At 65.5% G+C, this 22426-nt stretch carries 20 protein-coding genes; 15 read left to right on the forward strand and 5 right to left on the reverse strand.

The window, feature by feature from the left end:
* Positions 1-133: 133 nt before the first annotated feature.
* The 5 genes from VW23_RS09915 to VW23_RS09935 all read right to left on the reverse strand — a co-directional run bounded on the left by VW23_RS09915 (position 134) and on the right by VW23_RS09935 (position 6143).
* The gene (locus tag VW23_RS09915; protein ID WP_069909411.1) at positions 134-1090 is read right to left on the reverse strand and encodes a sugar-binding transcriptional regulator; all 957 of its coding nucleotides are present in this window, start codon (positions 1088-1090) and stop codon (positions 134-136) included.
* An 81-nt stretch (positions 1091-1171) separates the two neighbouring features.
* Positions 1172-3847 (reverse strand): sensor histidine kinase, encoded by a 2676-nt coding sequence (locus tag VW23_RS09920; RefSeq protein WP_069909412.1) that lies wholly within the window; start codon positions 3845-3847, stop codon positions 1172-1174.
* Positions 3847-4080, reverse strand: a complete 234-nt coding sequence (locus VW23_RS09925) for a hypothetical protein (protein ID WP_055885845.1) — start codon at positions 4078-4080, stop codon at positions 3847-3849. The genes VW23_RS09920 and VW23_RS09925 overlap by 1 nt, the downstream gene beginning before the upstream one ends.
* Positions 4081-4084: 4 nt before the next feature.
* On the reverse strand, positions 4085-4468 hold the full coding sequence (locus tag VW23_RS09930; protein WP_069909413.1) for a response regulator transcription factor: 384 nt from the start codon (positions 4466-4468) through the stop codon (positions 4085-4087).
* Between the two features lie 52 nt (positions 4469-4520).
* Complete coding sequence (locus VW23_RS09935) at positions 4521-6143, reverse strand: helix-turn-helix domain-containing protein (RefSeq protein ID WP_069909414.1); 1623 nt, start codon at positions 6141-6143, stop codon at positions 4521-4523.
* A gap of 180 nt (positions 6144-6323) precedes the next feature.
* Here VW23_RS09935 and VW23_RS09940 point away from each other — a divergent pair, with 180 nt between their 5' ends.
* From VW23_RS09940 to VW23_RS10010, 15 genes are all read left to right on the forward strand, one after another.
* Positions 6324-7673 (forward strand): substrate-binding protein, encoded by a 1350-nt coding sequence (locus VW23_RS09940; RefSeq protein ID WP_069909415.1) that lies wholly within the window; start codon positions 6324-6326, stop codon positions 7671-7673.
* 174 nt (positions 7674-7847) lie between these two features.
* Positions 7848-8876, forward strand: coding sequence for a branched-chain amino acid ABC transporter permease (locus VW23_RS09945; protein ID WP_069909416.1), 1029 nt, complete (start codon positions 7848-7850; stop codon positions 8874-8876).
* 2 nt (positions 8877-8878) lie between these two features.
* Positions 8879-10021 carry a branched-chain amino acid ABC transporter permease gene (locus VW23_RS09950; RefSeq protein WP_069909417.1) on the forward strand — a complete coding sequence of 381 codons (1143 nt, stop codon included), beginning with the start codon at positions 8879-8881 and terminating at the stop codon, positions 10019-10021.
* A 7-nt stretch (positions 10022-10028) separates the two neighbouring features.
* The gene (locus VW23_RS09955) at positions 10029-10817 is read left to right on the forward strand and encodes an ABC transporter ATP-binding protein (protein WP_069909418.1); all 789 of its coding nucleotides are present in this window, start codon (positions 10029-10031) and stop codon (positions 10815-10817) included.
* Complete coding sequence (locus VW23_RS09960; RefSeq protein WP_084645876.1) at positions 10817-11593, forward strand: ABC transporter ATP-binding protein; 777 nt, start codon at positions 10817-10819, stop codon at positions 11591-11593. Before VW23_RS09955 ends, VW23_RS09960 begins: the two co-directional genes overlap by 1 nt.
* A 400-nt stretch (positions 11594-11993) precedes the next feature.
* Positions 11994-12488 (forward strand): hypothetical protein, encoded by a 495-nt coding sequence (locus tag VW23_RS09965; protein WP_069909419.1) that lies wholly within the window; start codon positions 11994-11996, stop codon positions 12486-12488.
* 91 nt (positions 12489-12579) lie between these two features.
* A complete protein-coding gene (locus VW23_RS09970; protein ID WP_069909420.1) occupies positions 12580-13509 on the forward strand; it encodes an ABC transporter permease in 930 nt (309 codons plus the stop codon).
* Positions 13506-14681: an ABC transporter permease gene (locus VW23_RS09975; RefSeq protein ID WP_069909421.1), complete on the forward strand. Its 1176-nt coding sequence runs from the start codon at positions 13506-13508 to the stop codon at positions 14679-14681. Before VW23_RS09970 ends, VW23_RS09975 begins: the two co-directional genes overlap by 4 nt.
* A complete protein-coding gene (locus VW23_RS09980; protein ID WP_201788033.1) occupies positions 14678-15709 on the forward strand; it encodes an ABC transporter ATP-binding protein in 1032 nt (343 codons plus the stop codon). The genes VW23_RS09975 and VW23_RS09980 overlap by 4 nt, the downstream gene beginning before the upstream one ends.
* The gene (locus tag VW23_RS09985; protein ID WP_069909422.1) at positions 15706-16707 is read left to right on the forward strand and encodes an ABC transporter ATP-binding protein; all 1002 of its coding nucleotides are present in this window, start codon (positions 15706-15708) and stop codon (positions 16705-16707) included. Before VW23_RS09980 ends, VW23_RS09985 begins: the two co-directional genes overlap by 4 nt.
* A 59-nt stretch (positions 16708-16766) precedes the next feature.
* The gene (locus VW23_RS09990; protein WP_069909423.1) at positions 16767-18353 is read left to right on the forward strand and encodes a peptide ABC transporter substrate-binding protein; all 1587 of its coding nucleotides are present in this window, start codon (positions 16767-16769) and stop codon (positions 18351-18353) included.
* A gap of 322 nt (positions 18354-18675) precedes the next feature.
* Positions 18676-19599: an ABC transporter substrate-binding protein gene (locus VW23_RS09995; RefSeq protein ID WP_069909424.1), complete on the forward strand. Its 924-nt coding sequence runs from the start codon at positions 18676-18678 to the stop codon at positions 19597-19599.
* A gap of 61 nt (positions 19600-19660) precedes the next feature.
* Positions 19661-20608, forward strand: a complete 948-nt coding sequence (locus VW23_RS10000) for a FecCD family ABC transporter permease (RefSeq protein WP_201788034.1) — start codon at positions 19661-19663, stop codon at positions 20606-20608.
* Complete coding sequence (locus VW23_RS10005; protein ID WP_069909426.1) at positions 20605-21636, forward strand: FecCD family ABC transporter permease; 1032 nt, start codon at positions 20605-20607, stop codon at positions 21634-21636. The genes VW23_RS10000 and VW23_RS10005 overlap by 4 nt, the downstream gene beginning before the upstream one ends.
* A complete protein-coding gene (locus VW23_RS10010) occupies positions 21633-22403 on the forward strand; it encodes an ABC transporter ATP-binding protein (protein ID WP_069909427.1) in 771 nt (256 codons plus the stop codon). The genes VW23_RS10005 and VW23_RS10010 overlap by 4 nt, the downstream gene beginning before the upstream one ends.
* Positions 22404-22426 lie beyond the last annotated feature (23 nt).

Below are 22426 nucleotides of genomic sequence, written 5' to 3' on the forward strand. Positions count from 1 at the left end.
CTCCCTCAATCCCTCCCCTCAAGGGGGAGGGAGGCGATAGTTGAGTGGTCCGTGCGAGATCATGGCGCCAGGACGCAGGTCGATGGGACGCTGGGCGAGCCGTCTGTCGGTCGGGAGACGGCAAGCGTACTGGTTAGCCCGCCGCCAGAATCGCCTCGGCAGTCGCTTCGTCGGTGATCAGGCCATTGACCAGCCGACGGGTCAGCGCCGCCCGGATGCCGGGGACCTTGCGCTCGCCGACGGCCGTTGCCACCACCATCGAGTTCTCCCGCGATGGCAGCGGCGCCGAGGCGACGCGGTCATTGGTCAGCCCGCTGATGAATTTGCCCTGTGCATCGAAGGCCCAGCCGACGATCTCGCCGACCGCGCCGGCCTTCTGCAGCAGCTTCAGTTCGGCTGCCGAAATGAACCCGTCCACCACCAGCGGCGCCTCGGGCCCGAGGTCGCCGATGCCGACAAAGGTGACGTTGGCCTGCTGCGCCAAAGCGTGGGTTTCGCGGATCATCGGCTGGCTCAACAGCATGTCGCGCTCTGCCGGCGATGAGGCGATGACCGGCAGCGGCATCGGGAAGCTGCGGGCCTTCACCGTCTCGGCGATGTTGAAGATCACGTTGTAGAAGGCGGCCGAGCCGTCGGGCGCAATCGAGCCGGTCAGCGACACGATCTTGTGCTGCGGCGCTTCCATCGGCGTCAGCTGCTCGATCGCCGCTTTCAGCGTTCGCCCGGTGCCGATCGCCATCACCGTCGGCTTGTCGCTTCTGAGCCAGCGCTCGATCTGCGCCGCGGCGGCGATCGCCACGCCATGGATCGCCCCGGGAGCCTCGGGATCGGTCGGCACCACCTCGGCAAAATCCAGCGCATGGCGCTTCTGCAGCTGCTCGGCCAGCTCCATGCAGCGCCCGATCGGATGGTCCAGCCGCACTCGCACCAGCCCCTCGCTCACCGACAGCGACACCAGCCGCTGCGCCGTCTGGCGCGACACCCCGAGTTTTTTGGCGATCTGTTCCTGATTGTTGCCGGCGACGTAGTAGAGCCATCCCGCCCTGGCCGCATCGTCGAGACGCGTAACAGCTGTGTCCTGACGAGCCATGAAGCTTTGCCCTCCGATTGGGCGGATACTCATCGAATGGGCGGATAATCGCAAGGCCAAATCGCCCCGTCGACGACCGTTCTAAAGCAGGGGCAGGGTGATGCGGAAGCAGGCGCCCGGGCCGGTGCCCGGCAGCAGTTCCAGCTTGCCGTTCATTCGCTCGATCAGCTGGCGAGAAATGGCAAGGCCAAGGCCAGCCCCGGCCGGTGCGGTGACGCCGCCCGATTGCCCGCGCGCGAACTTCTCGAAGATCAGTTTGCGCTCTGCTTTGGGGATGCCGGGACCATTATCGGCGACTTCGATCAGGTAGCGTCCGCGCCCGGTGCGCGAGCGGACTTCGACCATCGGCTCAACCGCATCATTGTATTTAATGGCGTTGGAGACGAGGTTGATCAGCACCTGGCACAGCCGGTCGGGTTCGCCCGAGATCACCGCGCTCGGCGCGCGGCTGCCGACGGTCAGCTGCATGCGGCGCTGCCGGGCCAGCGCCGAGCAGACTTCGATGGCGCGATCGATCGAGTGTTCGGCCTCGATCGGCGCATTGTCCCAGCCGTGCTCGCCGTGATCGAGTGCGCTCATCCCCAGGATGTCGTCGAGGAGCTTCGTGAGCCTGAGGCTCTCCTGGTGGATGGTTTTGACGAAGCGCTGCCGCTCATCGGCGGTCAGCCTTTGCTCCTCGAGCAGGATTTCCGAGAACGAGCGGATCGAGGTCATCGGGGTGCGCACCTCGTGGCTGACCTGGCTCAGGAACTCGTCCTTCTCGGTGTCGATGGCCCGCAACTGCGTGTTGGCTTCCTCCAGTTTCTGCGCCGTCGACCTGAGCTCGGCGGAGGTCCGCTCCAGCTCCTGCGAATATTCGATCACCTGCCGGGTCTCGCCGGCCATTTCGAACACTTCCTCGAGTGACACTGCGTCACCCGACACCACCTTGCTGAGCATCACATGCGCCGAGGCAGAACCGATCGAGCCGGCGAGTTCACGCTCCAACCGATCGATGAACTGCGGCGGGGGCGCGCCTGCCACGCCGTCGAACAGTGCCTTGGCGCGTGGCGCACCGAGCACCCGCTCAGCGACGAAATAGAGATCCTCGACCGTCGCCGAGCCGCGGATCACTGCCGGTGCGCCAGCCCCCGGGCGGCGGAACAGATCGGCAAACAGCGCAGCCTGCACCCGTTCGAGCACCGATTGCGAGGTGAACAGCGAGACGACGACCAGCGTCACCGTGTTGAGGAAAAGGCTCCAGAACACCACGTTGACCAAGGGGTCGATGCTTTCAACACCGAACAGTGCCTCGGGTCGCAGCCAGGCGAGACCCCACGGCCCCTCCGCCATGATTTGCGCCACCAGCGGCGACGAGCTCTGGAACGACGGCATGAAGCTCGACCAGGCCCAGACCACGAAGCCCACCGCCACTGCTGACGTCGCCGCCTTCAGCGAGGCCTCGCGCCAGAACAGGGCCGCGATAATGGCCGGGAGGAACTGCGCCACGCCGCAGAACGAGATCAAGCCGATCGGCGCCAGCGCATCGGAATCGCGCGTCAGGTAGAAATACAGGAACCCGAGCAGCAGGATCAGCGCGATCGAGAAGCGCCGGGAGTTGAGCAGCAGCCGGCTGACGCCGCGCGCGCTGGCAACGCCATGCCCCTGGGTGACCCGCAGCATGATCGGCATGACGATATGGTTGGAGACCATGATCGAGAGCGCAATCGACTCGACGATGATCATCGAAGTAGCCGACGAGAAGCCGCCGATGAAACTGAACAGTGCGAGGCCCTCTTGTCCGGCCGACAGCGGCAAGGTGAGGACGAACATGTCCGGATTGGCGCCCGCCGGCATCGAGGTCAACCCGAACAGCGCGATCGGCAGGGTGAAGAGACTCATCAGCAGCAGGTAGGCCGGAAAGGCCCAGCCGGCGGTGCGGAGGTGATTCTCATTCGAGTTCTCGACCACGGTGATCTGAAACTGCCGCGGCAGGCAGAGGATCGCCGCCGCCGACAGCACGTTCATCGCCACCCAGCGGTCGTCGAAATTGCCGGTCGAGTAGATGTCGATCCCCGCCGCCTCGGCGCGCGAGAAGATCGCTTCGAGCCCGCCGCCCGCATAGATGACGAAAATGCCGATCGCCAGCAGTGCCGCCAGCTTGACCACGGCTTCGAAGGCGATGGCGGCGACGACGCCGTGATGCTGTTCCTTGGCATCGACGTTGCGCGTGCCGAAGAGGATGGTGAACAGCGCCATCCCCGCCGCCACCGCCAGCGCCAGCCCGACCTCGTCGATGCCGCGCAGCGTCCGGCCGGGAAACTCGCCGACCCCGGCAATGGCCTGCAATGACGAGGTGACGGCCTTCAACTGCAGCGCGATATAGGGTGCGATGCCGATCACCGCGATAACCGTGATCAGCACGGCGAGGCGGCTTGACTTGCCGAAGCGCGCCGATAGCAGGTCAGCGATCGACGTGATGCGCTGCTTGTGGCTGATCCGCACCAGCCGGCGCAGCACAAACCACCAGCCGATGAACACCAGCGTCGGTCCGAGATAGATGGCGAGATATTCGAGCCCGTTGCGCGCTGCCGAGCCGACGGCGCCGTAAAACGTCCAACTGGTGCAATAGACCGAGATGGCGAGCGTGTAGATAAACGGCGAGCGGAGGAACGCCGCCTTGTCGTTACGCGCCTGCCGGTCGCTGACATAGGCGATGAGGAATAAGAGGCCGACGTAACCGATGGCGACGGCGATGACCACGTCAGGCGTCAGCATCAGTCCTCGCCCTCGGCTGGCGGTTCGGCCTCGGCTTCGCGCGGCAGACGGCGCCCGAGCCAGAAGGCGGCGGCGATCAGGCCCAGCCAGCAGACGAACAGATAAATCACTTCGAACGGCACGCCGAACAGGCGCCGCTCGAGCTGAAACACCACAGCGAGGGGCGGCAGGATCAGCAGCACGCCGAGAAGGCTGAGGAACAGCGCCGCGCTTTCGAGCTTCCGGCGCTCCATCGGTCTATTCCACCGCCGGAGCGAGGCCCATCAGTTCGCGCACCGCCCCCACCACCTCGGCATTGGCATAGGGCTTGGTGATGAACCGGTCGGCGCCGAGCTCCTCGGCATTACGGCGATCCTGCGCCTGGCCTTTGGCGGTGAGGATCAGCACCGGCAATTGCCTGAGCGCCGCATCGGCGCGGATCTGCTTCAGCACATCGAACCCCGAGCGCTTGGGCAACATCACGTCGAGCACCAATACTCTGGGCATGCTGCGGCGCACCGCGCTGAGCGCGGCATCGCCGTCGGTGACCGCTTCGATCGACCAGCCGGCGCGGCGCAGGATGAAATCGAGCGATCTCAGAATGCTCGGTTCATCCTCGGCGATGAGAACATCGACAGCCAAATCTCCCCCTCCCGCCCGACCTCCCAATCGGACCTGGACCACTTAGCCACATCTAGTCCGGCTCGCCAATGTCGAAACGCCGTGGCACCAGCGGCGCCCGGATGGCGGCTGGCTCGCCGGCGGTGGTGAAGGCTTCCTCCTGCCGGTCGGCGCAATCGCGCCGCGGGCAGAGCCGGCAGCTCGGACCCACCGGCACGTCGGCGCTGCTGTCGCCGAGATCAAGCCCGGCGCCGTAGACCGTGCGATCGGCATGCAGCACATCGCAGGCGAGCATCACCGAAGTCGGAATGGCGTGGTCGGCATAGCCGGCACCCTGCCGCGGCTGCGCGCTGGCGATGAACAGGTAGCGCGAGCCGTCGGCGAACTGCGCGATCTGCCGGGCCAGCGTACGCGGCGTGCGGAACGCGCCATAGATCACCCAGCGCGGGCAGGCGTGCCCGGCGCTCGGCAGCGGCAGGCCGGGCAGGGGGAAATGCTTGGTCAGCCGCCCCGCCGCATCGGAGCGCAGAAACCCGAATGGCAGCCCCGGCTCGCCCGGCTTGCGCAGCGACACCAGGCGATGCGCCACCTGCTCAAAGCTCGCGGTATAGAGCTGGCGCAACGTCTCGATGTCATAGTGCTGCGCCTCGGCGTCGGCGAGAAACGGTGCGTAGGGAAACACCATGGCCCCCGCGAGGTAGGAACTGAGCGCCCGATAGCCGAGCCGCCGCGCCGTGGCCGTCGACAGTTGTGGGGTGTCGACCTCGCGTTCGATGGCCTCGGCGGCACTGAGTTCGGCATACAGCCGGGTGAGCTGGAACTGCCGGGTGGCGGCGCCGGCGCTCGCCTGGAACCACATGGTGCGGGTGTTGGAGTTGAAGTGATACTGGCCCGGGAAACCGGCAGCATCGACTTCGCGACCGGCGCTGCGGGCAATGCTGACCCCGAACTTCGCGGCGAGGCAGGCGGCAAGCGCCGCCTCGCCGAACCGCCCCTCGGCTTCGATCTGGGCGCGGAGCCCGGCCGCGACGGCCTCGAGCCCCGGGAAGTAATTGTCGCGCTCGAAGATCAGGTCGTCGAGTTCGCGGATCGGTGACAGTGTGCGCCGACCCCGGGCATCCACCTCGAACTGGCCGATCAGGCTGTGCGCCACCTCGGTCAGCCCGCGTGTCTCGCGCGTGATGGTCGCAACGAACCGGTTGCGCTCGCCTTCCTCGAGATCGGCGACATCTTCGAGAATTTCGGCGGTGGAGCGGACCGCGGTGATGCCGGAGAGAATGCGGTGCAGCAATTGCGCCAGCAGCGGATCGGTCCGCAGCCGGTCGGCATAGCTGTCGGCATTGGCGGTGGCGCCGAGATAGGCGCGGCGGAGGCGGGCGATGGCGCGCGCCGCGGCCGGCTGCTGCGCCACCAGATCGCGCGACGCCGGCATGTCGATCCCCTCGAGCACCGGATCGGCAAACGCTTCGTCGAGTTCGGCAATCAGCCGATGCTCGGCATCGCCGCTGAGTTCGCTCAGCTCCACTTCGAGCTCTTCGGCCAGCCGGATCAGCAGCGAGCCGCCGACATGGCGCTTATTGCGCTCGATCAGGTTGAGGTAGCTCGCCGAAATCCCGGCCCGGCGGGCCAGCGCCGCCTGCGACACCCCCAATGCCCGGCGGCGTGAACTGATCTTGAGGCCGATCGGTGCGCGCATTCATCCCCCCATTTTTGTCAATGTATTGACAAGTCCTCAGTCAATCAAGGCCAACGATTTACAGAAATGCTGAGCAATATCAGTCACCTGTTGCGAAGCTTTGCGGGTCGCCGGATAGTGACGCATCGCTGTGAGGCGCATGGCAATGCACCGTGCCCCGCCGCGCATGAGGAGGAGCTAATGACCAATTCTGGGAACTTCAGCCGCCGCGGCGTGCTGAAGGGCGGCCTTGCCGGCATTCTGGCGACCGGCGTCTCGCCGCTGATTTTTACCCGGGGCGCCTATGCCCAGGAATTCTGCAATGCACCGACCGGTGACACCGTCACTATCGGCTTCAACATGCCGTTGACCGGCGCTTACGCCGACGAGGGGGCCGACGAACAGCGCGCTTACGAGCTCGCCGTCGAGCACCTGAATGGCGGCGGCGACGGCGGGCTGATCCCGTTCTTCTCGTCGAAGACTTTGAAGGGCACCGGCATCCTCGGCAAGAAGGTGGTCGGCGTCACCGGCGACGACCAGACCAAGGCCGACGCCGCCCGCGACTCGGCCCGCCGAATGATTGAGCGCGATGGCGCGGTGATGATCACCGGCGGCTCGTCGTCCTCGGTGGCAATTGCCGTGCAGGGGCTCTGCCAGGAGAAGGGTGTCATCTTCATGGCGGCGCTCACCCACTCCAACGACACCACCGGCAAGGACAAGAAGCGCTACGGCTTCCGCCACTTCTTCAACGCCTATCAGTCGGGCATCGCGCTCGGCCCGGTGCTCGGCGAAGCCTACGGCAAGGAGCGAGTCGCCTATCACCTGACGGCAGACTACACTTGGGGCTGGACCCAGGAAGAGTCGATGAAGAACGCCACCGAGGCGCTCGGCTGGAAGACGCTGGAGCCGGTCCGCACTCCGGTCGGTGCAGGCGATTTCAGCCAGTACCTGACGCCGGTGCTGAATTCCGGCGCCGACGTGCTGATCCTCAACCACTACGGCTTCGACATGGTGAACTCGCTCACCCAGGCCGTACAGTTCGGCATGAAGGACAAGCAGGCCAACGGCAAGCAGTTCGAGATCGTCGTGCCGCTGGTCTCGGACCTGATGGCCAAGGGCGCCGGCGCCGCCATGAAGGGCATTTACGGCACCTCGAACTGGGACTGGCAGCTACCCGACGACGCCTCGAAGGCCTTCACCAAGTCGTTCGGCGCCAAGTTCGGCCAGCCGCCGAGCCAGGCCGCGCACACCTCGTACGTCCAGGCGCTGCTCTATGCCGATGCCTGCGAGCGCGCCGGGACCTTCTACCCGCCCGAAGTGATCAAGGCGCTGGAAGGCTTCGAGTTCGACGGCATGGGCAACGGCCCGACCAGCTATCGCGCCGAGGACCACCAGTGCTTCAAGGAAGTCTACGTGGTGAAGGGCAAGGAGACCCCGTCCAACCCGTTCGACCTGCTCGAAGTGGTCGCCACCGCCTCCAAGGAAAGCGTCACCTACGACCCGGCGATCTTCGGCGGCGAGCTCGGCCCCGATACTGCGGTTGCCTGCTGACCGAATCCTGGAGCCCGCTCCGGTTGCGACCCAGCCGGAGCGGAACCTCGGAGCGAGATCGGGAAAAGTTGCAGACTTTTCCGGTTCGATCCCGCGACCAAACAGGGACTCTGAGCAGGGGGCGATTCAACGACACGCCACCCTGCTCCTAGGGCATCAACAGGGCAGCGGACCATGGACGCCATACTCGCGCAACTTCTCAACGGCCTCGACAAGGGTGGAGCCTATGCGCTGATCGCGCTCGGCCTGACCCTGGTGTTCGGCACCCTCGGCGTCGTCAACTTCGCCCATGGCGCGCTATTCATGCTCGGCGCCTTCTGCGCCGTCAGCTTTCGCTACCTGATCACCCTCGAAACCGTCACGGTCGATCCCACCCAGACCACCGCCTGGGGCACCGCGCTTGAAGTGCGCACGCCGCTCGCCCAGACCTGGTTCGGCGATTGGGGGGGCGTGCTGATCGACTGGTCGGTGCCGCTGTCGATCCTCCTCGCCATCCCGGTGATGCTGGTCATCGGCATCGTCATGGAACGCGGCCTGATCAAGCATTTCTACAAGCGCCCGCACGCTGAGCAGATCCTCGTCACCTTCGGCCTCGCCATCGTGCTGCAAGAGATCGTCAAGGCGATCTTCGGGCCCAACCCGATCAGCCAGGCCATGCCCACCGCGCTGCGCGGCGCCGCCGATGTCGGCGCGCTGATCGGCCTCGCGCCGGGGGCGCTGACCTATCCGCTGTGGCGGCTGGTCTACTTCCTGTTCTCGGCCGGCGTCATCGCCGCGGTGTTCGGCTTCCTGCGCTTCACCACCTTCGGCATGGTGGTACGCGCCGGCATGGCGGATCGCGAGACGGTCGGGCTGCTCGGCATCAATATCGACCGCCGCTTCACCATCATGTTCGGTCTTGCCGCCGTCGTCGCCGGCCTCGCCGGCGTGATGTACACGCCGCTGCTGCCGCCCAACTATCACCAGGGCATGGATTTCCTGGTGCTGAGCTTCGTCGTCGTCGTGGTTGGCGGCATGGGCTCGCTGCCCGGCGCCGTGGCCGCCGGGTTCCTGCTCGGGATCCTGCAGAGCTTTGCCTCGATGAACCAGATCAAGTCGCTGCTGCCCGGCATCGACCAGATCATCATCTACCTGACGGCAGTGGTGATCCTCCTCGTCCGTCCGCGTGGGCTGTTCGGCCGCCGTGGCATGATGGAGAACTGACCATGGCGCTGTTCCAGCTCTCCCGCCGCGATGCGCTGATCTTCGCGCTCTTTGCGCTCGTGGTCATCACCATGCCGGTATGGACGGCGCCGTTCGGCGCCAACTATCCGGGCCTGATGCAGAAATTCGCCATCTACGCGATCTTCGCCATCGGCTTCAACATCCTGTTCGGGCTCACCGGCTACCTGAGTTTCGGCCATGCCGCCTTCCTCGGCGTCGGCTCCTACACCGCCGTGTGGTCGTTCAAACTCCTCACCATGGATGCGCTGCCGGCGCTGCTTCTCGCGGTGCTGATTTCCGGGCTGTTCGCGCTGGTCATCGGCTTCCTCAGCCTCAGGCGGTCGGGGATCTACTTCTCCATCCTGACGCTGGCCTTCGCCCAGATGAGTTACAATCTCGCCTATTCGGTGCTGACCCCGATCACCAATGGCGAGACCTCGCTGCAGCTCACCCTGCAGGATCCGCGCCTCATCGACCTCGCCTTCACCACCCGCGGCGCCGGGCTGCCCACAGCGAGCCTGTTCGGGGTGACGCTGAGCGGGCTCAGCGGCTTCTACTTCTGCGCCGTGGTGCTGCTTATCGCCTTCTTCTTTGCCCAGAAGGTCTTCGCCTCGCCCTTCGGCATGATGCTGCGCGGCATCAAATCCAACCAGATGCGGATGAGCTATACCGGCTTCAACACCCGCCCCTACGCGCTCACTGCCTTCGTCATCTCCGGCATGTATGCCGGGCTCGCCGGGGCGCTGCTGGCCGTTACCGACCCGCTGGCCGGCGCCGAACGCATGCAGTGGACGGCGTCGGGCGAGGTGGTGCTGATGACCATCCTCGGCGGCGTTGGCACGCTGATCGGGCCGGTGATCGGCGCCTGGCTGATCAAGTATTTCGAGAACATCTTCTCGTCCTTCAACGAGGGCATCTTGAGCCGCTTCTTCGACTTCATTCCCGCCCCGCTGCACGACACCATTGTCGCCATATCAAGCAAGTTCGTCGGCGAAGGCTGGCAGCTGACGCTGGGGCTGCTGTTCGTCTTGGTCGTGGTGTTCCTGCCCGGCGGCATCATGGAGGGCGTACGCCGTATCGGCGCGCTGTTCCGCCGAGGCACCCCACCCAAAGCCGGCGCCATCCGCGTCCAGCCGGCGGAGTAGCGCCAAGATGACAACCACCGAACGCAATGTCGTCCTGCATGTCGATGACGTCAGCAAGAACTTCGGCGGGCTGCATGCCCTCTCCGACATCGATCTCGAGGTCGAGCAGGGCAAGACCCACGCCATTATCGGGCCGAACGGCGCCGGCAAGTCTACTCTGCTCAACGTCATCATCGGGCGGCTGGCGCCGACCAGCGGGGCGGTGGTGTTCGACGGCCAGGTGCTGACCGGCAAAAAGCCGCACCAGATCAACCAACTCGGCGTCGCCCGAGTGTTCCAGACCCCCGAGATTTTTCCGGATCTGACCGTGCTGCAGAACGTGATGGTGCCGGCCTTCGCCAAGCGCGATGGCGCCTTTCGCGTCAATGTGCTGCGCAGCGTCGATCGCGAAGCGGCGCTGCGCGACGAAGCCGAGGCGATCCTCGAGGATGTCGGCCTCGCCGATCGGCGGCTTTCCCATGCCGGAGCGCTCAGCCGCGGCGACAAGCGGCGCATGGAGCTGGCCATGTGCCTGATCCAGCATCCGCGCCTGCTGCTGCTCGATGAGCCCACCGCCGGCATGTCGCGGCACGACACCAACACCACCATCGACCTGTTACAGAAGATCAAGGCGCGCGGCATGACCAAGGTGATCATTGAACACGACATGCATGTCGTGTTCTCCTTGGCCGACAAGATCTCCGTCCTGTCGGGCGGCCGGATCATTGCCGAGGGGCTGCCCGATGAAGTGCGTGGCAATATCAAGGTGCAGGAGGCCTATCTCGGCGGCGCCCACCGGGTCGAGGCGGTGCACTGATGAGCGCGATCGTCATGGACACTGATCTCACCACGACCGCTCGCAGCGCCGAGCGCGTCGTGCCGCACGACGGCCCGTTCTTTGCGGCAAAGGACATCCACGCCTATTACGGCGAGAGCTACATCGTGCAGGGCGTCAGCTTCGACATCCGGCATGGCGAAATTCTCGCGCTGCTGGGCCGCAACGGCGCCGGCAAGACCTCGACGCTCCGCACCATCGCCCGCGTCGACAACCCGGCCCTGCAGGCGGGCGAGATCTGGCTCGACGGCCAGCCGATCCACAAGATGAAGTCCTTCGAGGCAGCCCGCGCCGGCATTCAGCTGGTGCCGGAGGATCGCCGCATCATCCAGGGCCTGACGGTCGAGGAGAACCTCACCATCGCCCAGGTCGCGCCCGGCCATGGCTGGGAGCTCGAGCGCATCTACTCGCACTTCCCCCGGCTCGCCGAACGCCGCCGGCAGGAAGGCGTCACCCTGTCGGGTGGCGAACAGCAGATGCTGGCCATCGCCCGGGCACTGGCCCGCAACCTGAAGCTTCTGCTGCTCGACGAGCCCTATGAGGGGCTGGCCCCCGTCATCGTCGAGGAGATCGAACGCATCCTCAACGAGATCAAGGCGCTTGGCATCACCACCATCATCGTCGAGCAGAACGCCGTTGCGGCGCTCCGCCTCGCCGACCGCGCGGTGATCCTCGACACCGGCGAAGTCGCCTTCACCGGCCTCGCCAAAGACGTGCTCGCCGACGAAGCGCTGCGCCGGGAGTATCTGGCGATCTGAGACCAAGCTGCCTCGCCGGCGAAGTCAGGGCTAACGCATAAGGAGCACTGACAGTAGTTGGGGTGCCTTCTCCCCTTGTGGGAGAAGGTGGCCGAAGGCCAGATGAGGGGTCCGCGAAACGAAGTGTAGCGCGACCGGAGCATAGCGACGGGCGATACGGTACGCGGAGAGCACCCCTCATCCGCCCTTCGGGCACCTCGCGGCGAGGGCTTCGCCCTCGTCCGCTGACCACAAGGGGAGAAGGCCCCCGCACTGCCACCGGTGGCTCTTCATATGCTATCGCCCCCGCCACGCGGGGGAGGATCATCGAGAGGCCGGTGCATCACGCCGAACCCTGTTCCCTTTCCCACCCGAGTCTGCTTTGACGAGCCGGTTCAACGCCTTCTCGGGAGACCTCGCCTTGACCCAGTCGCCGCATGACGCCTTTGCCGAGGCGCTCGCCACTTACCGGACTGAGCGCGATGTTGGCCTGGCACTGCATCGGCTAGCCGAGGCGCTGGTTGGGGTGAAGCTCTTCACCATGACGGCCGACAACCCTGATGGCGGCTATGTGCGGCGGGTCTATTCGAGCGACGAGGCGGCCTATCCGGTGCTGGGCACCAAGCCGATCGTCTTCGATGACACCTATGAGAAGATGCGCACCGAGCGCTTCATCTACTCGGCCAACTCGGTCAAGGACATGGAGAAGGACTTTCCCGACCTGACGCTGATCCGCTCGCTCGGCTGCGGCTCGGCCATCAACATCCCGGTGGTCGCCGGCGGCGAAATGCTGGGGAGCGTCAACCTGCTCGAGGTCGAGGGCGCCTATCCACCGGAAAAGGTCGAAGCCGCCCGCGCCCTCGTCATCCCGGCCGCCGCCTGCTTCCTGATCCTGCGCAGCCGTTTCACCATCTGACCAGTTGCACCGGCGCCGCCAAGGTGCTGATATACCCCGATTATAGTGGGGCTAAAGTTTTGCGAGTCCGGAGCCAAGCGGGCCCGTCCAAGTGACGGCCTATGTTGTGCAGCGCCTGTTGCTGATGCTGGTGACCTTGTTCGCCATCATCACGCTGACCTTCTTTCTCATGCACGCCGTGCCGGGAGGTCCTTTCACCTCCGAAAAGATGTTGCAGCCGGAGATTCAGGCGGCGCTCAACGCCAAATATCACCTCGATGATCCGCTCTGGCTGCAATACTTAACCTACCTGCGGGGCGTGCTGAGCCTCGATCTCGGCCCCTCGTTCAAATATGCCGGGATGAGCGTCAACGAGATCATCGCCGAGGGCCTGCCGGTGACCATGAAGACCGGCGCCCTGGCCTTGATCTGCGTGGTGGCGCTCGGGGTGCCGCTCGGCATCGTCGCGGCGCTAAACCGCAATCGCTGGCCCGATACCCTGGTGATGGTGATCGCCACCATCGGTGTCGCCGTTCCCTCCTATGTCATCGCCACCGTGGCGCTCTACATCTTCGCCTTGCGGCTCGGCTGGGTGCCGACCTTCGGGCTCGATGACTGGCGCGGCTATTTCCTGCCGGTGTTTGCGCTGTCGGGGTTCTGGATCTCGTTCATCGCCCGGCTGGCCCGCTCGAGCCTGCTCGAAACGCTGCAGCAGGACTACATGATGACCGCCAAGGCCAAGGGGCTGAAGCGCGGCACCGTGCTGTTCAAGCATGGCTTGCGCAACTCGCTGATCCCGGTGGTGACGGTGCTTGGCCCAGTGGTTGCCAACCTCCTCACCGGCTCCTTCGTCATCGAGCAGATCTTCGCACTGCCCGGCATCGGCCGGCATTTCGTCCTGTCGATCACCAACCGCGACTACACCGCCATCATGGGCATCACCATCTTCTATGCCGCCGTGCTGATGGTGATGATCTTCATCGTCGACATGCTCTATCTCGTGCTCGACCCGCGCATCAAATACCGGGCCGACCCCAAATGACCGACACGCAAGTCGCGCCTGAAATGTGGGCCCCAGCGACGCGCGACGGCGCCGCTGCGGAATACATTGCCGCGCCCAGCCTCACCTTCTGGCAGGATGTGCGGAAGCGCCTCTGGGCCAACAAGCCGGCCATGCTCGGGCTCGGCTTCATTATCCTGTTAGTGCTCGCCGCGATCTTCGGGCCGATGCTGTCGCGGCACACCTATTTCGAGCAGAACCTCAAGCTCTCCAACGTGCCGCCGCTGTTCCAGACCTACGAGGTCACCGACAGCACTGGCGCGACGACGCGGTTCTTCTTCAACTCCGGCAACCTCAACCTCTACGAGGTGACACCATCAGGCGAGGTCGCCGGGCTGCTCCGGCCGGCGAAGAAGGACCTGATCAAGAAGCAGCAGCAGTTCAAGTTCGGCGACAAGCAGGTGGTGCTCGATACCGCCAAACAGCAGTTGAGCTTCGCCGATGGCGCGGCGCTTACTCCCAGTGGCTGGCAGTGGAACATGAGCAACCTGCTGGGCACCGATCAGCTCGGTCGCGACGTGCTGGCGCGCCAGCTCTATGGCGCCCGCATTTCGCTCACCGTGGCGTTTGTCGCGACCCTGGTGAACTTCTTCATCGGCGTGTTCTACGGCGGTCTCGCCGGCTATCTCGGCGGCAAGGCCGACACCATCATGATGCGCATCGTCGAGGTGATCTCGACCATCCCGCTGACCCTCTACGTCATCCTGATCATGGTGGTGTTCAACTCCGGCTTCCTGTCGGTGGTCTTGGCCATCGGTTCGGTCTACTGGGTCGACATGGCGCGCATCGTGCGTGGCCAGATCCTGACGCTGAAGCAGCAGGACTACGTCGCCGCCGCCCGCACCATGGGCGCCTCGACGCCGCGCATCCTGGTTCGACACCTGCTCCCCAACTCGGTCGGCCCGATCCTCGTGACGCTCACCATGCTGATCCCGAGCGCCATCTTCATCGAGAGTTTCATGAGCTTCATCGGGCTCGGCGTCACCCCGCCGGAAGCCAGCTGGGGCACGCTGACTTCCGAAGCGGTGGAGACGCTGCGCGCCTATCCCTACCAGCTGTTCTTCCCGGCCGCCGCCATCAGCCTCGCTATGTTCGCCTTCAACTTCCTCGGCGACGGTTTGCGCGATGCGCTGGATCCAAGGTTGCGCGCATGACCACTCCGCACATGAGCACGCCCTTGCTTTCCGTGACCAATCTATCGACCAGCTTCTTCACCTCGCGTGGTGAGGTGAAGGCGGTGCGCGGCGTCTCGTTCGAGCTCCGTGCCGGCGAGATCCTCGGCATTGTCGGCGAGTCCGGTTCGGGCAAGTCGATCACCTGCATGAGCCTGATGGGCCTTCTGCGCAGCAGCGGCCGCGTCATCGACGGCAGCGCGCTGTTCGAGGGCCGTGATCTCCTGACCCTCGACGAGGACGAGTTGAGCGCCCTTCGCGGCAACGACATCTCGATGATCTTCCAGGATCCGATGACCTCGCTGAACCCGACGCTCACCGTCGGCGAACAGGTGATCGAGACCATCCTCAGGCATAGGAAGGTCAGTCGCTCTGAGGCCCGCGCCCGCGCCATCGAACTGTTCGAACTGGTCCGCATCCCCTCAGCGGCCAAGCGGCTGAGATCATACCCGCACGAGTTCTCCGGCGGCATGCGGCAGCGGGTGATGATCGCCATCGCGCTCGCCTGCGACCCCAAGCTGTTGATTGCCGACGAACCGACCACTGCGCTGGACGTCACCATCCAGCGCCAGATCCTGGCGCTGCTCAAGGAGCTGCAGGGCCGGCTCGGCATGGCGGTGATCCTCATCACTCACGATCTCGGCGTCATCGCCGAAACCGCCGACCGGGTGCTGGTGATGTATGGCGGCATGGTGATGGAGGAGGGGCCGGTGCGCGAGCTGTTCGCCCGGCCATCGCACCCTTACACGCAGGGTCTCCTCGCCTCGATCCCCGATCTTCGCGACGACACCCACCACCGGCTGACCCCGATCCCCGGCTCGCCACCCGATATGCTGCGCCCGCCCAAAGGCTGCCCGTTTGCGCCGCGCTGTGCGCACGCCATGGCGCAGTGCAACGCCGCGCTGCCGCCACTCTATGATGCCGGCCCGGCGCATCGTGCCCGCTGCTGGCTGCACCACCCTGAAGCGCCGCGTGTCGCCGGCATCACCGCCGAGCTCGTTCCCGCATGACCGATACCCCGCTGGTCGAACTCAAAAACCTCACCAAGCACTTCTCGCTGCCGGGCGATCTGCTCGGCCGCAACCGGCCGCTGCTGAAGGCGGTCGACGGCGTCGATCTCGAAATCCGCCGCGGCGAGACGCTGGGGTTGGTCGGCGAAAGCGGCTGCGGCAAATCCACCCTGGCGCGCACCCTGATCCGGCTGTTCCAGCCAACCTCCGGCCAGATGCTGTTCGACGGCACCGATATCGCCGACCTGCCGGAGCGGCAGCTGGTGCCGTATCGGCGGCGCATGCAGATGATCTTTCAGGATCCTTACGCGTCGCTCAACGGCCGCATGACGGTCGCGAGCCTCATCGCCGAGCCGCTGGAAATCGCCGGCATCGGCACCGCCGCCTCGCGGGCGCAGCGGGTCGCCGAACTCCTGGCGCGGGTCGGCCTCAATGCCGACCACGCGCATCGCTTCCCGCACGAATTCTCCGGCGGCCAACGCCAGCGCATCGGCATTGCCCGCGCCATCGCGCTCAACCCCGAACTGGTGATCTGCGACGAGCCGATCTCGGCGCTCGATGTGTCGATCCAGGCCCAGGTGGTCAACATGCTCGAGGACCTGCAGGAAGAGCTGGGCCTCACCTACCTGTTCATCACCCACGACCTGTCGATGGTGCGCCACATCTCCGACCGCATCGGGGTGATGTATCTGGGCAAGATCGTCGAGCTCGCCTCCAACGACACCCTCTATCGCGCCCCGGCGCACCCCTATACCCAGGCGCTGCTCGCCTCGATCCCCGTCGCCGATCCCGAGGCGCGCCGCGACGTGGCGCCCATGCGCGGCGAGATCCCGAGCCCGATCGATATCCCCTCCGGCTGCCGCTTCCGCACCCGCTGCCCCTTCGCCACCGAGCTCTGCGCCCGGGTCGAGCCGCCGCTCAGCGATGTCGGCGGCGGGCATCTTGCCGCCTGTCACTATGCAGACAAAGTCATGGCCGGCGAAGCGCTCGCCGCCTGATTGGAGTTTTTGACTTTCAACAGGGCCGGACAACGGCCCGCAAAACAGGAGAGAAATCTATGCTGAAGCGATTGCTGCCGCTGGTTGCCGCGGCTCTGCTGGCCTCGGTCGGTCCGGTTTGGGCCGCCGGCGAGCTGACCTACGTGGTCAACAACGAATCCGCCGCCTACGATCCGGGCACCACGGCCGAGACCTTCGCCACGCCGATCATCGGCAACGCCTTCGAGGGCCTGGTGAAATACGCCTCGGATGGCGCCGTGGTGCCGGCTCTGGCCGAGAGCTGGACCATCAGCGATGATGGCCTCACCTACACCTTCAAGCTGCGCGCCGACGCCAAGTGGTCAGATGGCAAGCCCGTCACATCAGGCGATTTCGTCTATGCCTGGAAGCGCGTCCTGACCCCGGCCTCCGGTGCCAAGAACAGCCAAATGCTCTACGGCATCGCCGGCGCCGAAGAGTTCTACGCCGATCAGTCGAAGGACAATGTCGCGATCTCGGCCACCGACGATCACACGCTCACCTTCACCCTGAAGCAGCGCGTCCCCTACATGCTGCAGCTGCTCGGCTTCTCCACCTTCTACCCGGTGCGCGAGGATATCGTCGCCGCCGATCCCGATGGCTGGACCCGCAAGCCCGCCACCTATATCGGCACCGGCCCGTTCCGCGTCACCGCGATGAATTTTGGCGAGTCGATCGTGCTCGAGAAGAACCCCGAATATTACAATGCCGCCAATGTCAGCCTCGACAAGCTGACCTTCCGGCTGATCCCCGACCCGGCGACGGCGCTCGCCGCCTATGAGGCCGGCGATGTGGATGGCGTCGAGGCGGTGCCGGCACCGGAAATCCCGCGTCTCGCCTCGGAAGACAATAACGGCTTTCTCGTCGTGCCGGCGCTCGGCACCACCTATGCCTTCTTCAACCCGCACCAGAAGCCGCTCGACGACGTGCGCGTCCGCAAGGCGCTGTCGATGGCGATCGACCGCGAGGAGATCGTCGAGTTCGTGCTGCAGTCGGCCGATATTCCGGCCATGGCGCTGGTGCCACCCGGCATGAACGTCGCCGGCGAAGACTTCCGTGACGGCTCGGACAGCTTCGGCCTCGCCCCGACTGCCGAAGTCGATGCCGCCAAGGCCTTGCTTGCCGAAGCCGGCTATCCGGATGGCGCCGGTTTCCCCGACACGGTGTTCGTCACCTACTCGTCGCCGCCGATCGAGAAGCTCCTCGAAGCCATCCAGCAGATGTGGAAGAAGAACCTCAACATCGACGTCAAGATCCAGGCGTCGGAGTGGCAGGTGTTCTACCCTGAGGTGCAGAAGGTCGAGTACCAGATCGCCCAGATGGGCTGGGGCGCCGACTACCCGCACCCGATGACTTTCCTCGACAACTTCGTCACCGGCAGCGCCAACAACCTCGCCAACTGGTCGAACGCCGATTACGACAAGCTGATCGCCGACGCCAAGGCGACCAATGACGAGAAGCAATCGCTCACCGACATGCGCGCCGCCGAGGCGCTGATCATGAACGATGCGGTGATCCTGCCGCAGTATCACCGCAACCAGTACATGATGATGAAGCCCCACGTGAAAGGCTTCTGGCGCTCGCCGCTGAACGTGCCGTATTTCGACGCGGTCACCATCGAGAAGTAAGCGCGCTGCCGCGTGCTACGAACCCCGGTCTCGCAAGAGGCCGGGGTTTTTTGTTGGGAGGATCGCCGCCCATCTGCGCCATCGTGGCTTACCCCTCATCCGGCGCTACGCGCCACCTTCTCCCCGACGGGGAGAAGAATCCTGAGGGGCCGGTGATGGGCACAATTCCTCTCCCCGTCGGGGAGAGGGTGGATCGGCCGCAGGCCGAGACGGGTGAGGGGTTGGCTGGCACTGGGCTATCGCTTCCACGTCAAATCAAACATGATTTGACAAATCATGTTTTCGGCCTGAGAACATGCCGCCAATCAGCCTGGGGTCGTCCATGTTCAATCGAGCCATCCTCGCCGTTCTTGCCGGCGCCATCATGCTGGCCGTCGCGCCCCTGGCGCAGGCCGTCGAGATCAGGCACGACCTCGGTACCACCGAGGTGCCCGATGCGCCCAAGCGCATCGTCGTGCTCGAATACAGCTTCGTCGACAGCCTCGCTGCGGTGGGCGTCGCGCCGGTCGGGATTGCCGATGACGACACGCGGGAGTCGATCGTTCCCGCCTATACCGCGGTGATCGGCGACGACTGGAAATCCGTCGGCACCCGCAAGTCGCCGAGCCTCGAGGTGATCGCCTCGCTGCAGCCCGACCTGATCATCGCCGATACCAGCCGGCACGAAGCGATCTACGGCGCCCTCAGCGAGATCGCCCCGACCATCGCTTTCGACAGCCTCACCGGCACCTACCAGGTGGCGCTCGAGGCGGCCAAGACCATCGCCCACGCGGTCGGCAAGGATGCCGAGATGGAGGCGCGGCTGGCCGAGCACACCACCAGGATGGAGGGCTTCAAGGCCGCCATCGGCGACGTCTCCGCCTGGTCGGCGCAGTTCATCGTCGACAATGGCGAAGGCATCTTCCTCCACTCGCCGGTAAGCTATAACGGCTCGCTGCTGGCCTGGTTCGGCTTCAACAACAATATGCCGACGCCCGACGGGCACACCTACGAGGAAGCCATCGTCAAGACCTCGCTGGAGCAGCTGTCCGAGATCAACCCGCAGGTGATCCTGCGCGGCAAGTATGCCGATCCCGGCCTCACCGACAGCTGGGTCGGCCAGCCGCTCTACGACAATGTCGAAGCGGTCAAGACCGGCAACCTGGTCGACGTGAACGCCCACGAATGGTCGCGCCTGCGTGGCGTCATCGCTTCGGAAGTCAGCGGCGCCAACCTCGTCGAGATCGTCAAACACCTCAAGAAGTAAGCTTGCAGCTGAAGAAGTAAGCTTGCCTTTGGCCATCCGTTTCGCGCTCCTTGCGGCAGCAGTGCTCATCGCAGCCCTGCTGTCGTTGATCATTGGGCAGCGCAGCGATGTTGGTATCGGCAACGTGCTGCAGCTGCTGTTCGTCGATGACGGCAGCCTCGCCCGTTCGGCGGTGGTCGATCTCAGGCTGCCCCGCACCCTGATCGCCGGGCTGATCGGCATCAACCTCGGCCTCGCCGGGCTGGCGCTGCAGGCGGTGACACGTAACCCGCTGGCCTCTGAATCGGTGCTCGGCATCAATCAGGGCGCGGCGCTCGGGGTGGCACTGGCGCTGGTATTCCCGGCACTGATGATCGGCAATCTCGACACCATGGCGATCATCGGCGCGGTGGTGGCCGGCGCCGTCACCTTCGGCATCGCCGCGGGCTTAGGTGGCCGGCTCGACTCGATGCGGCTGATCCTCGCCGGCGTCACCGTGGGCGCCTTCAGCTTCGCCTTCGTGCGCTTCACCTTTACCCTCGAGGACAACCTGTCCCGGCTGGTCCTCAGCTGGACTTCGGCCGATATCTCCGCTGCCCGCTTCGACCAGGCGCTGCCGCTGCTGTTCTGGGCCGCCGGCGGGCTGACCATCAGCACTTTCATGGCGCACAGCTTCAACATCCTGGCGCTCGGCGATGGGGCTTCGCAGGGGCTGGGCGTCGATCCGCGCCGCATGCGCTTCATCGGCGCCATGCTGGCCGCCGTGCTCACCGGAGCGAGCGTCGCCGCGGCCGGGCCGGTGATGTTCGTCGGGCTGGTGATCCCGCACCTTTGTCGCCTGTGGTTCGGCTCCAACCATCGGCTGTTGGTTCCGGCAGTGGCGCTCGGTGGGGCAGGGCTCGTGCTGTTCGCCGACGTGGTCTCGAAACTGGTGCGCTTTCCCTACGAGACGCCGCTCGGCGTCATCTGCGCGCTGATCGGCGCGCCGTATTTTCTCTATGCGACACTGCGCGCGAGGCACATGGCATGAGCGCCGTGGTGCACGTCCCGGTGAGACCTCGCAGCACGCTTCGCGGCCTCGTCCTGATCGCCGCGCTCGCCGTGCTGGTCATTGCCGCGGCGCTCTGGAGCCTCAGCGTCGGCGCGGTGCCGATCCCGACCCAGACCATCGTCAACACGCTGTTCACCCTCGATGGCGAGCAGCAGACCTACATCATCATGAAGTCGCGCCTGCCGCGCATGGTGCTGGCGCTGCTGGCGGGCGCCGCCTTGGCGCTGTCCGGCGCCATCATCCAGGCGGTGATCCGCAACCCCTTAGCCAGCCCCAACATCATCGGCATCAACTCCGGTGCCGCGCTGTTCGCGCTGGTGCTGGTGCTGGTCTTCCCCGATATCCCGCAGGTCTGGATGCCGCTCGCCGCTTGCATCGGTGGCCTGACGGCCGCCGCCTTCGTCATGGTGGTGGCGCATTATCGCAACCTCTCGGCAATCCACCTGGCGCTGATCGGCGTCGCCGTCGGCTTCGTCTTCGAGGCCGGGGTCGATTACCTGCTGATCGTCTCCAATGACAGCGAGAGCTCGGCCCCGATGATCTGGCTCACCGGCTCGCTCTGGGGGCGCACCTGGGCCCATGTGGCGGTCAGCTGGCTGCCGCTCGTCGCCCTGAGCGCCGTGGCGCTGCTGCTCTCCTATCGGCTCGACCTGATCGCGCTGGGCGAAGCAACCGCCACCGGCCTTGGTCTCAACGTGCCGCGCCAGCGCCTGTTGCTGCTGCTCGTCGCGACGCTCCTCGCCAGCGTTTCCGTCGCCGTGGTCGGGGTCATGGGCTTTATCGGCTTGATGGCGCCGCATATTGCCCGGCGGTTGGTCGGCGGCTCACATCGGCTGATGCTGCCGGTGGCGGCGCTGGTCGGCATGCTGCTGGTGGTGCTGGCCGATGGCATCGGCCGCGCCATCGCCCCGCCGATCGAGGTCTCGGCCGGCATCCTCGCCGCGCTGATCGGCGCGCCGTTCTTCATCTACATCATGCTGACCACGACTTCGGAGCAGGACTCATGAGCATCCTGGTCAAGGGTGTCACCGCCGGCTATGGCCGCGACCGTGCCATCGTCGAGAACATCGACCTGACCATTGCGACCGGCGAGGTCACCATCCTGATCGGCCCCAATGGCTGCGGTAAATCCACGCTGCTCAAGACCATCGGCCGGCTGCTGAAGCCGCGCACCGGCACCATCCATGCCGATGACCTCGATGTGCTGCGCAATCATCCCAAGCGCGTTGCCCGCACCATCGCCTACCTGCCGCAGAGTCCAGCTGTGCCGACCGCGATCACCGTCGAGCAGCTGGTGGGCTACGGCCGCGCCCCGCATCAGTCGCTGCTCGGCCTCCGCTCGCCCAAGGATATCGAGCTGGTCGACCAGGCCATCGCCGCCACCGGGCTCGCCGAGCTGCGCTTCAAGCCGGTGGCCGAGCTGTCTGGTGGGCAGCGGCAGCGCGCCTTCATCGCCATGGCGCTGGCCCAGGATACGCCCTACGTCATGCTCGATGAGCCGACGACCTTCCTCGACATCAAGCACCAGGTCGAAACCCTCGACCTGGTGCGGCACCTGCATGGGGCAGGGCGGACCAGCATCGTCGTCCTCCACGACATCGCCCAGGCCGCCCGCTACGGCGACCGCCTGGTGGTAATGCACGAAGGCCGCATCGTCGCCGAAGGCAAGCCGGCGGATGTGGTGACCCCTGAGCTGATCCGCAACGTCTATGGGCTCGACTGCGAGGTCTACGCCGATCCGGTGTCGGGCACGCCGGTGGTTACGCCGCGGTAGTCCCTCCGCCTACAGGCAATGAC

This window comes from Devosia insulae DS-56 (assembly GCF_000970465.2).
Lineage (GTDB): Bacteria > Pseudomonadota > Alphaproteobacteria > Rhizobiales > Devosiaceae > Devosia_A > Devosia_A insulae.

Excerpts from the sequence above, each read along its gene's own strand:
- VW23_RS09980 (WP_201788033.1), top strand. The coding sequence starts at position 14,678 with ATGACCACTCCGCACATGAGCACGCCCTTGCTTTCCGTGACCAATCTA.
- VW23_RS10005 (WP_069909426.1), top strand. The coding sequence starts at position 20,605 with ATGAGCGCCGTGGTGCACGTCCCGGTGAGACCTCGCAGCACGCTTCGC.
- VW23_RS09990 (WP_069909423.1), top strand. The coding sequence starts at position 16,767 with ATGCTGAAGCGATTGCTGCCGCTGGTTGCCGCGGCTCTGCTGGCCTCG.
- VW23_RS09920 (WP_069909412.1), bottom strand. The coding sequence starts at position 3,847 with ATGCTGACGCCTGACGTGGTCATCGCCGTCGCCATCGGTTACGTCGGC.
- VW23_RS10010 (WP_069909427.1), top strand. The coding sequence starts at position 21,633 with ATGAGCATCCTGGTCAAGGGTGTCACCGCCGGCTATGGCCGCGACCGT.
- VW23_RS09940 (WP_069909415.1), top strand. The coding sequence starts at position 6,324 with ATGACCAATTCTGGGAACTTCAGCCGCCGCGGCGTGCTGAAGGGCGGC.
- VW23_RS09915 (WP_069909411.1), bottom strand. The coding sequence starts at position 1,090 with ATGGCTCGTCAGGACACAGCTGTTACGCGTCTCGACGATGCGGCCAGG.
- VW23_RS09955 (WP_069909418.1), top strand. The coding sequence starts at position 10,029 with ATGACAACCACCGAACGCAATGTCGTCCTGCATGTCGATGACGTCAGC.
- VW23_RS09925 (WP_055885845.1), bottom strand. The coding sequence starts at position 4,080 with ATGGAGCGCCGGAAGCTCGAAAGCGCGGCGCTGTTCCTCAGCCTTCTC.
- VW23_RS09935 (WP_069909414.1), bottom strand. The coding sequence starts at position 6,143 with ATGCGCGCACCGATCGGCCTCAAGATCAGTTCACGCCGCCGGGCATTG.
- VW23_RS09945 (WP_069909416.1), top strand. The coding sequence starts at position 7,848 with ATGGACGCCATACTCGCGCAACTTCTCAACGGCCTCGACAAGGGTGGA.
- VW23_RS09975 (WP_069909421.1), top strand. The coding sequence starts at position 13,506 with ATGACCGACACGCAAGTCGCGCCTGAAATGTGGGCCCCAGCGACGCGC.
- VW23_RS09985 (WP_069909422.1), top strand. The coding sequence starts at position 15,706 with ATGACCGATACCCCGCTGGTCGAACTCAAAAACCTCACCAAGCACTTC.
- VW23_RS09995 (WP_069909424.1), top strand. The coding sequence starts at position 18,676 with ATGTTCAATCGAGCCATCCTCGCCGTTCTTGCCGGCGCCATCATGCTG.
- VW23_RS09960 (WP_084645876.1), top strand. The coding sequence starts at position 10,817 with ATGAGCGCGATCGTCATGGACACTGATCTCACCACGACCGCTCGCAGC.
- VW23_RS09950 (WP_069909417.1), top strand. The coding sequence starts at position 8,879 with ATGGCGCTGTTCCAGCTCTCCCGCCGCGATGCGCTGATCTTCGCGCTC.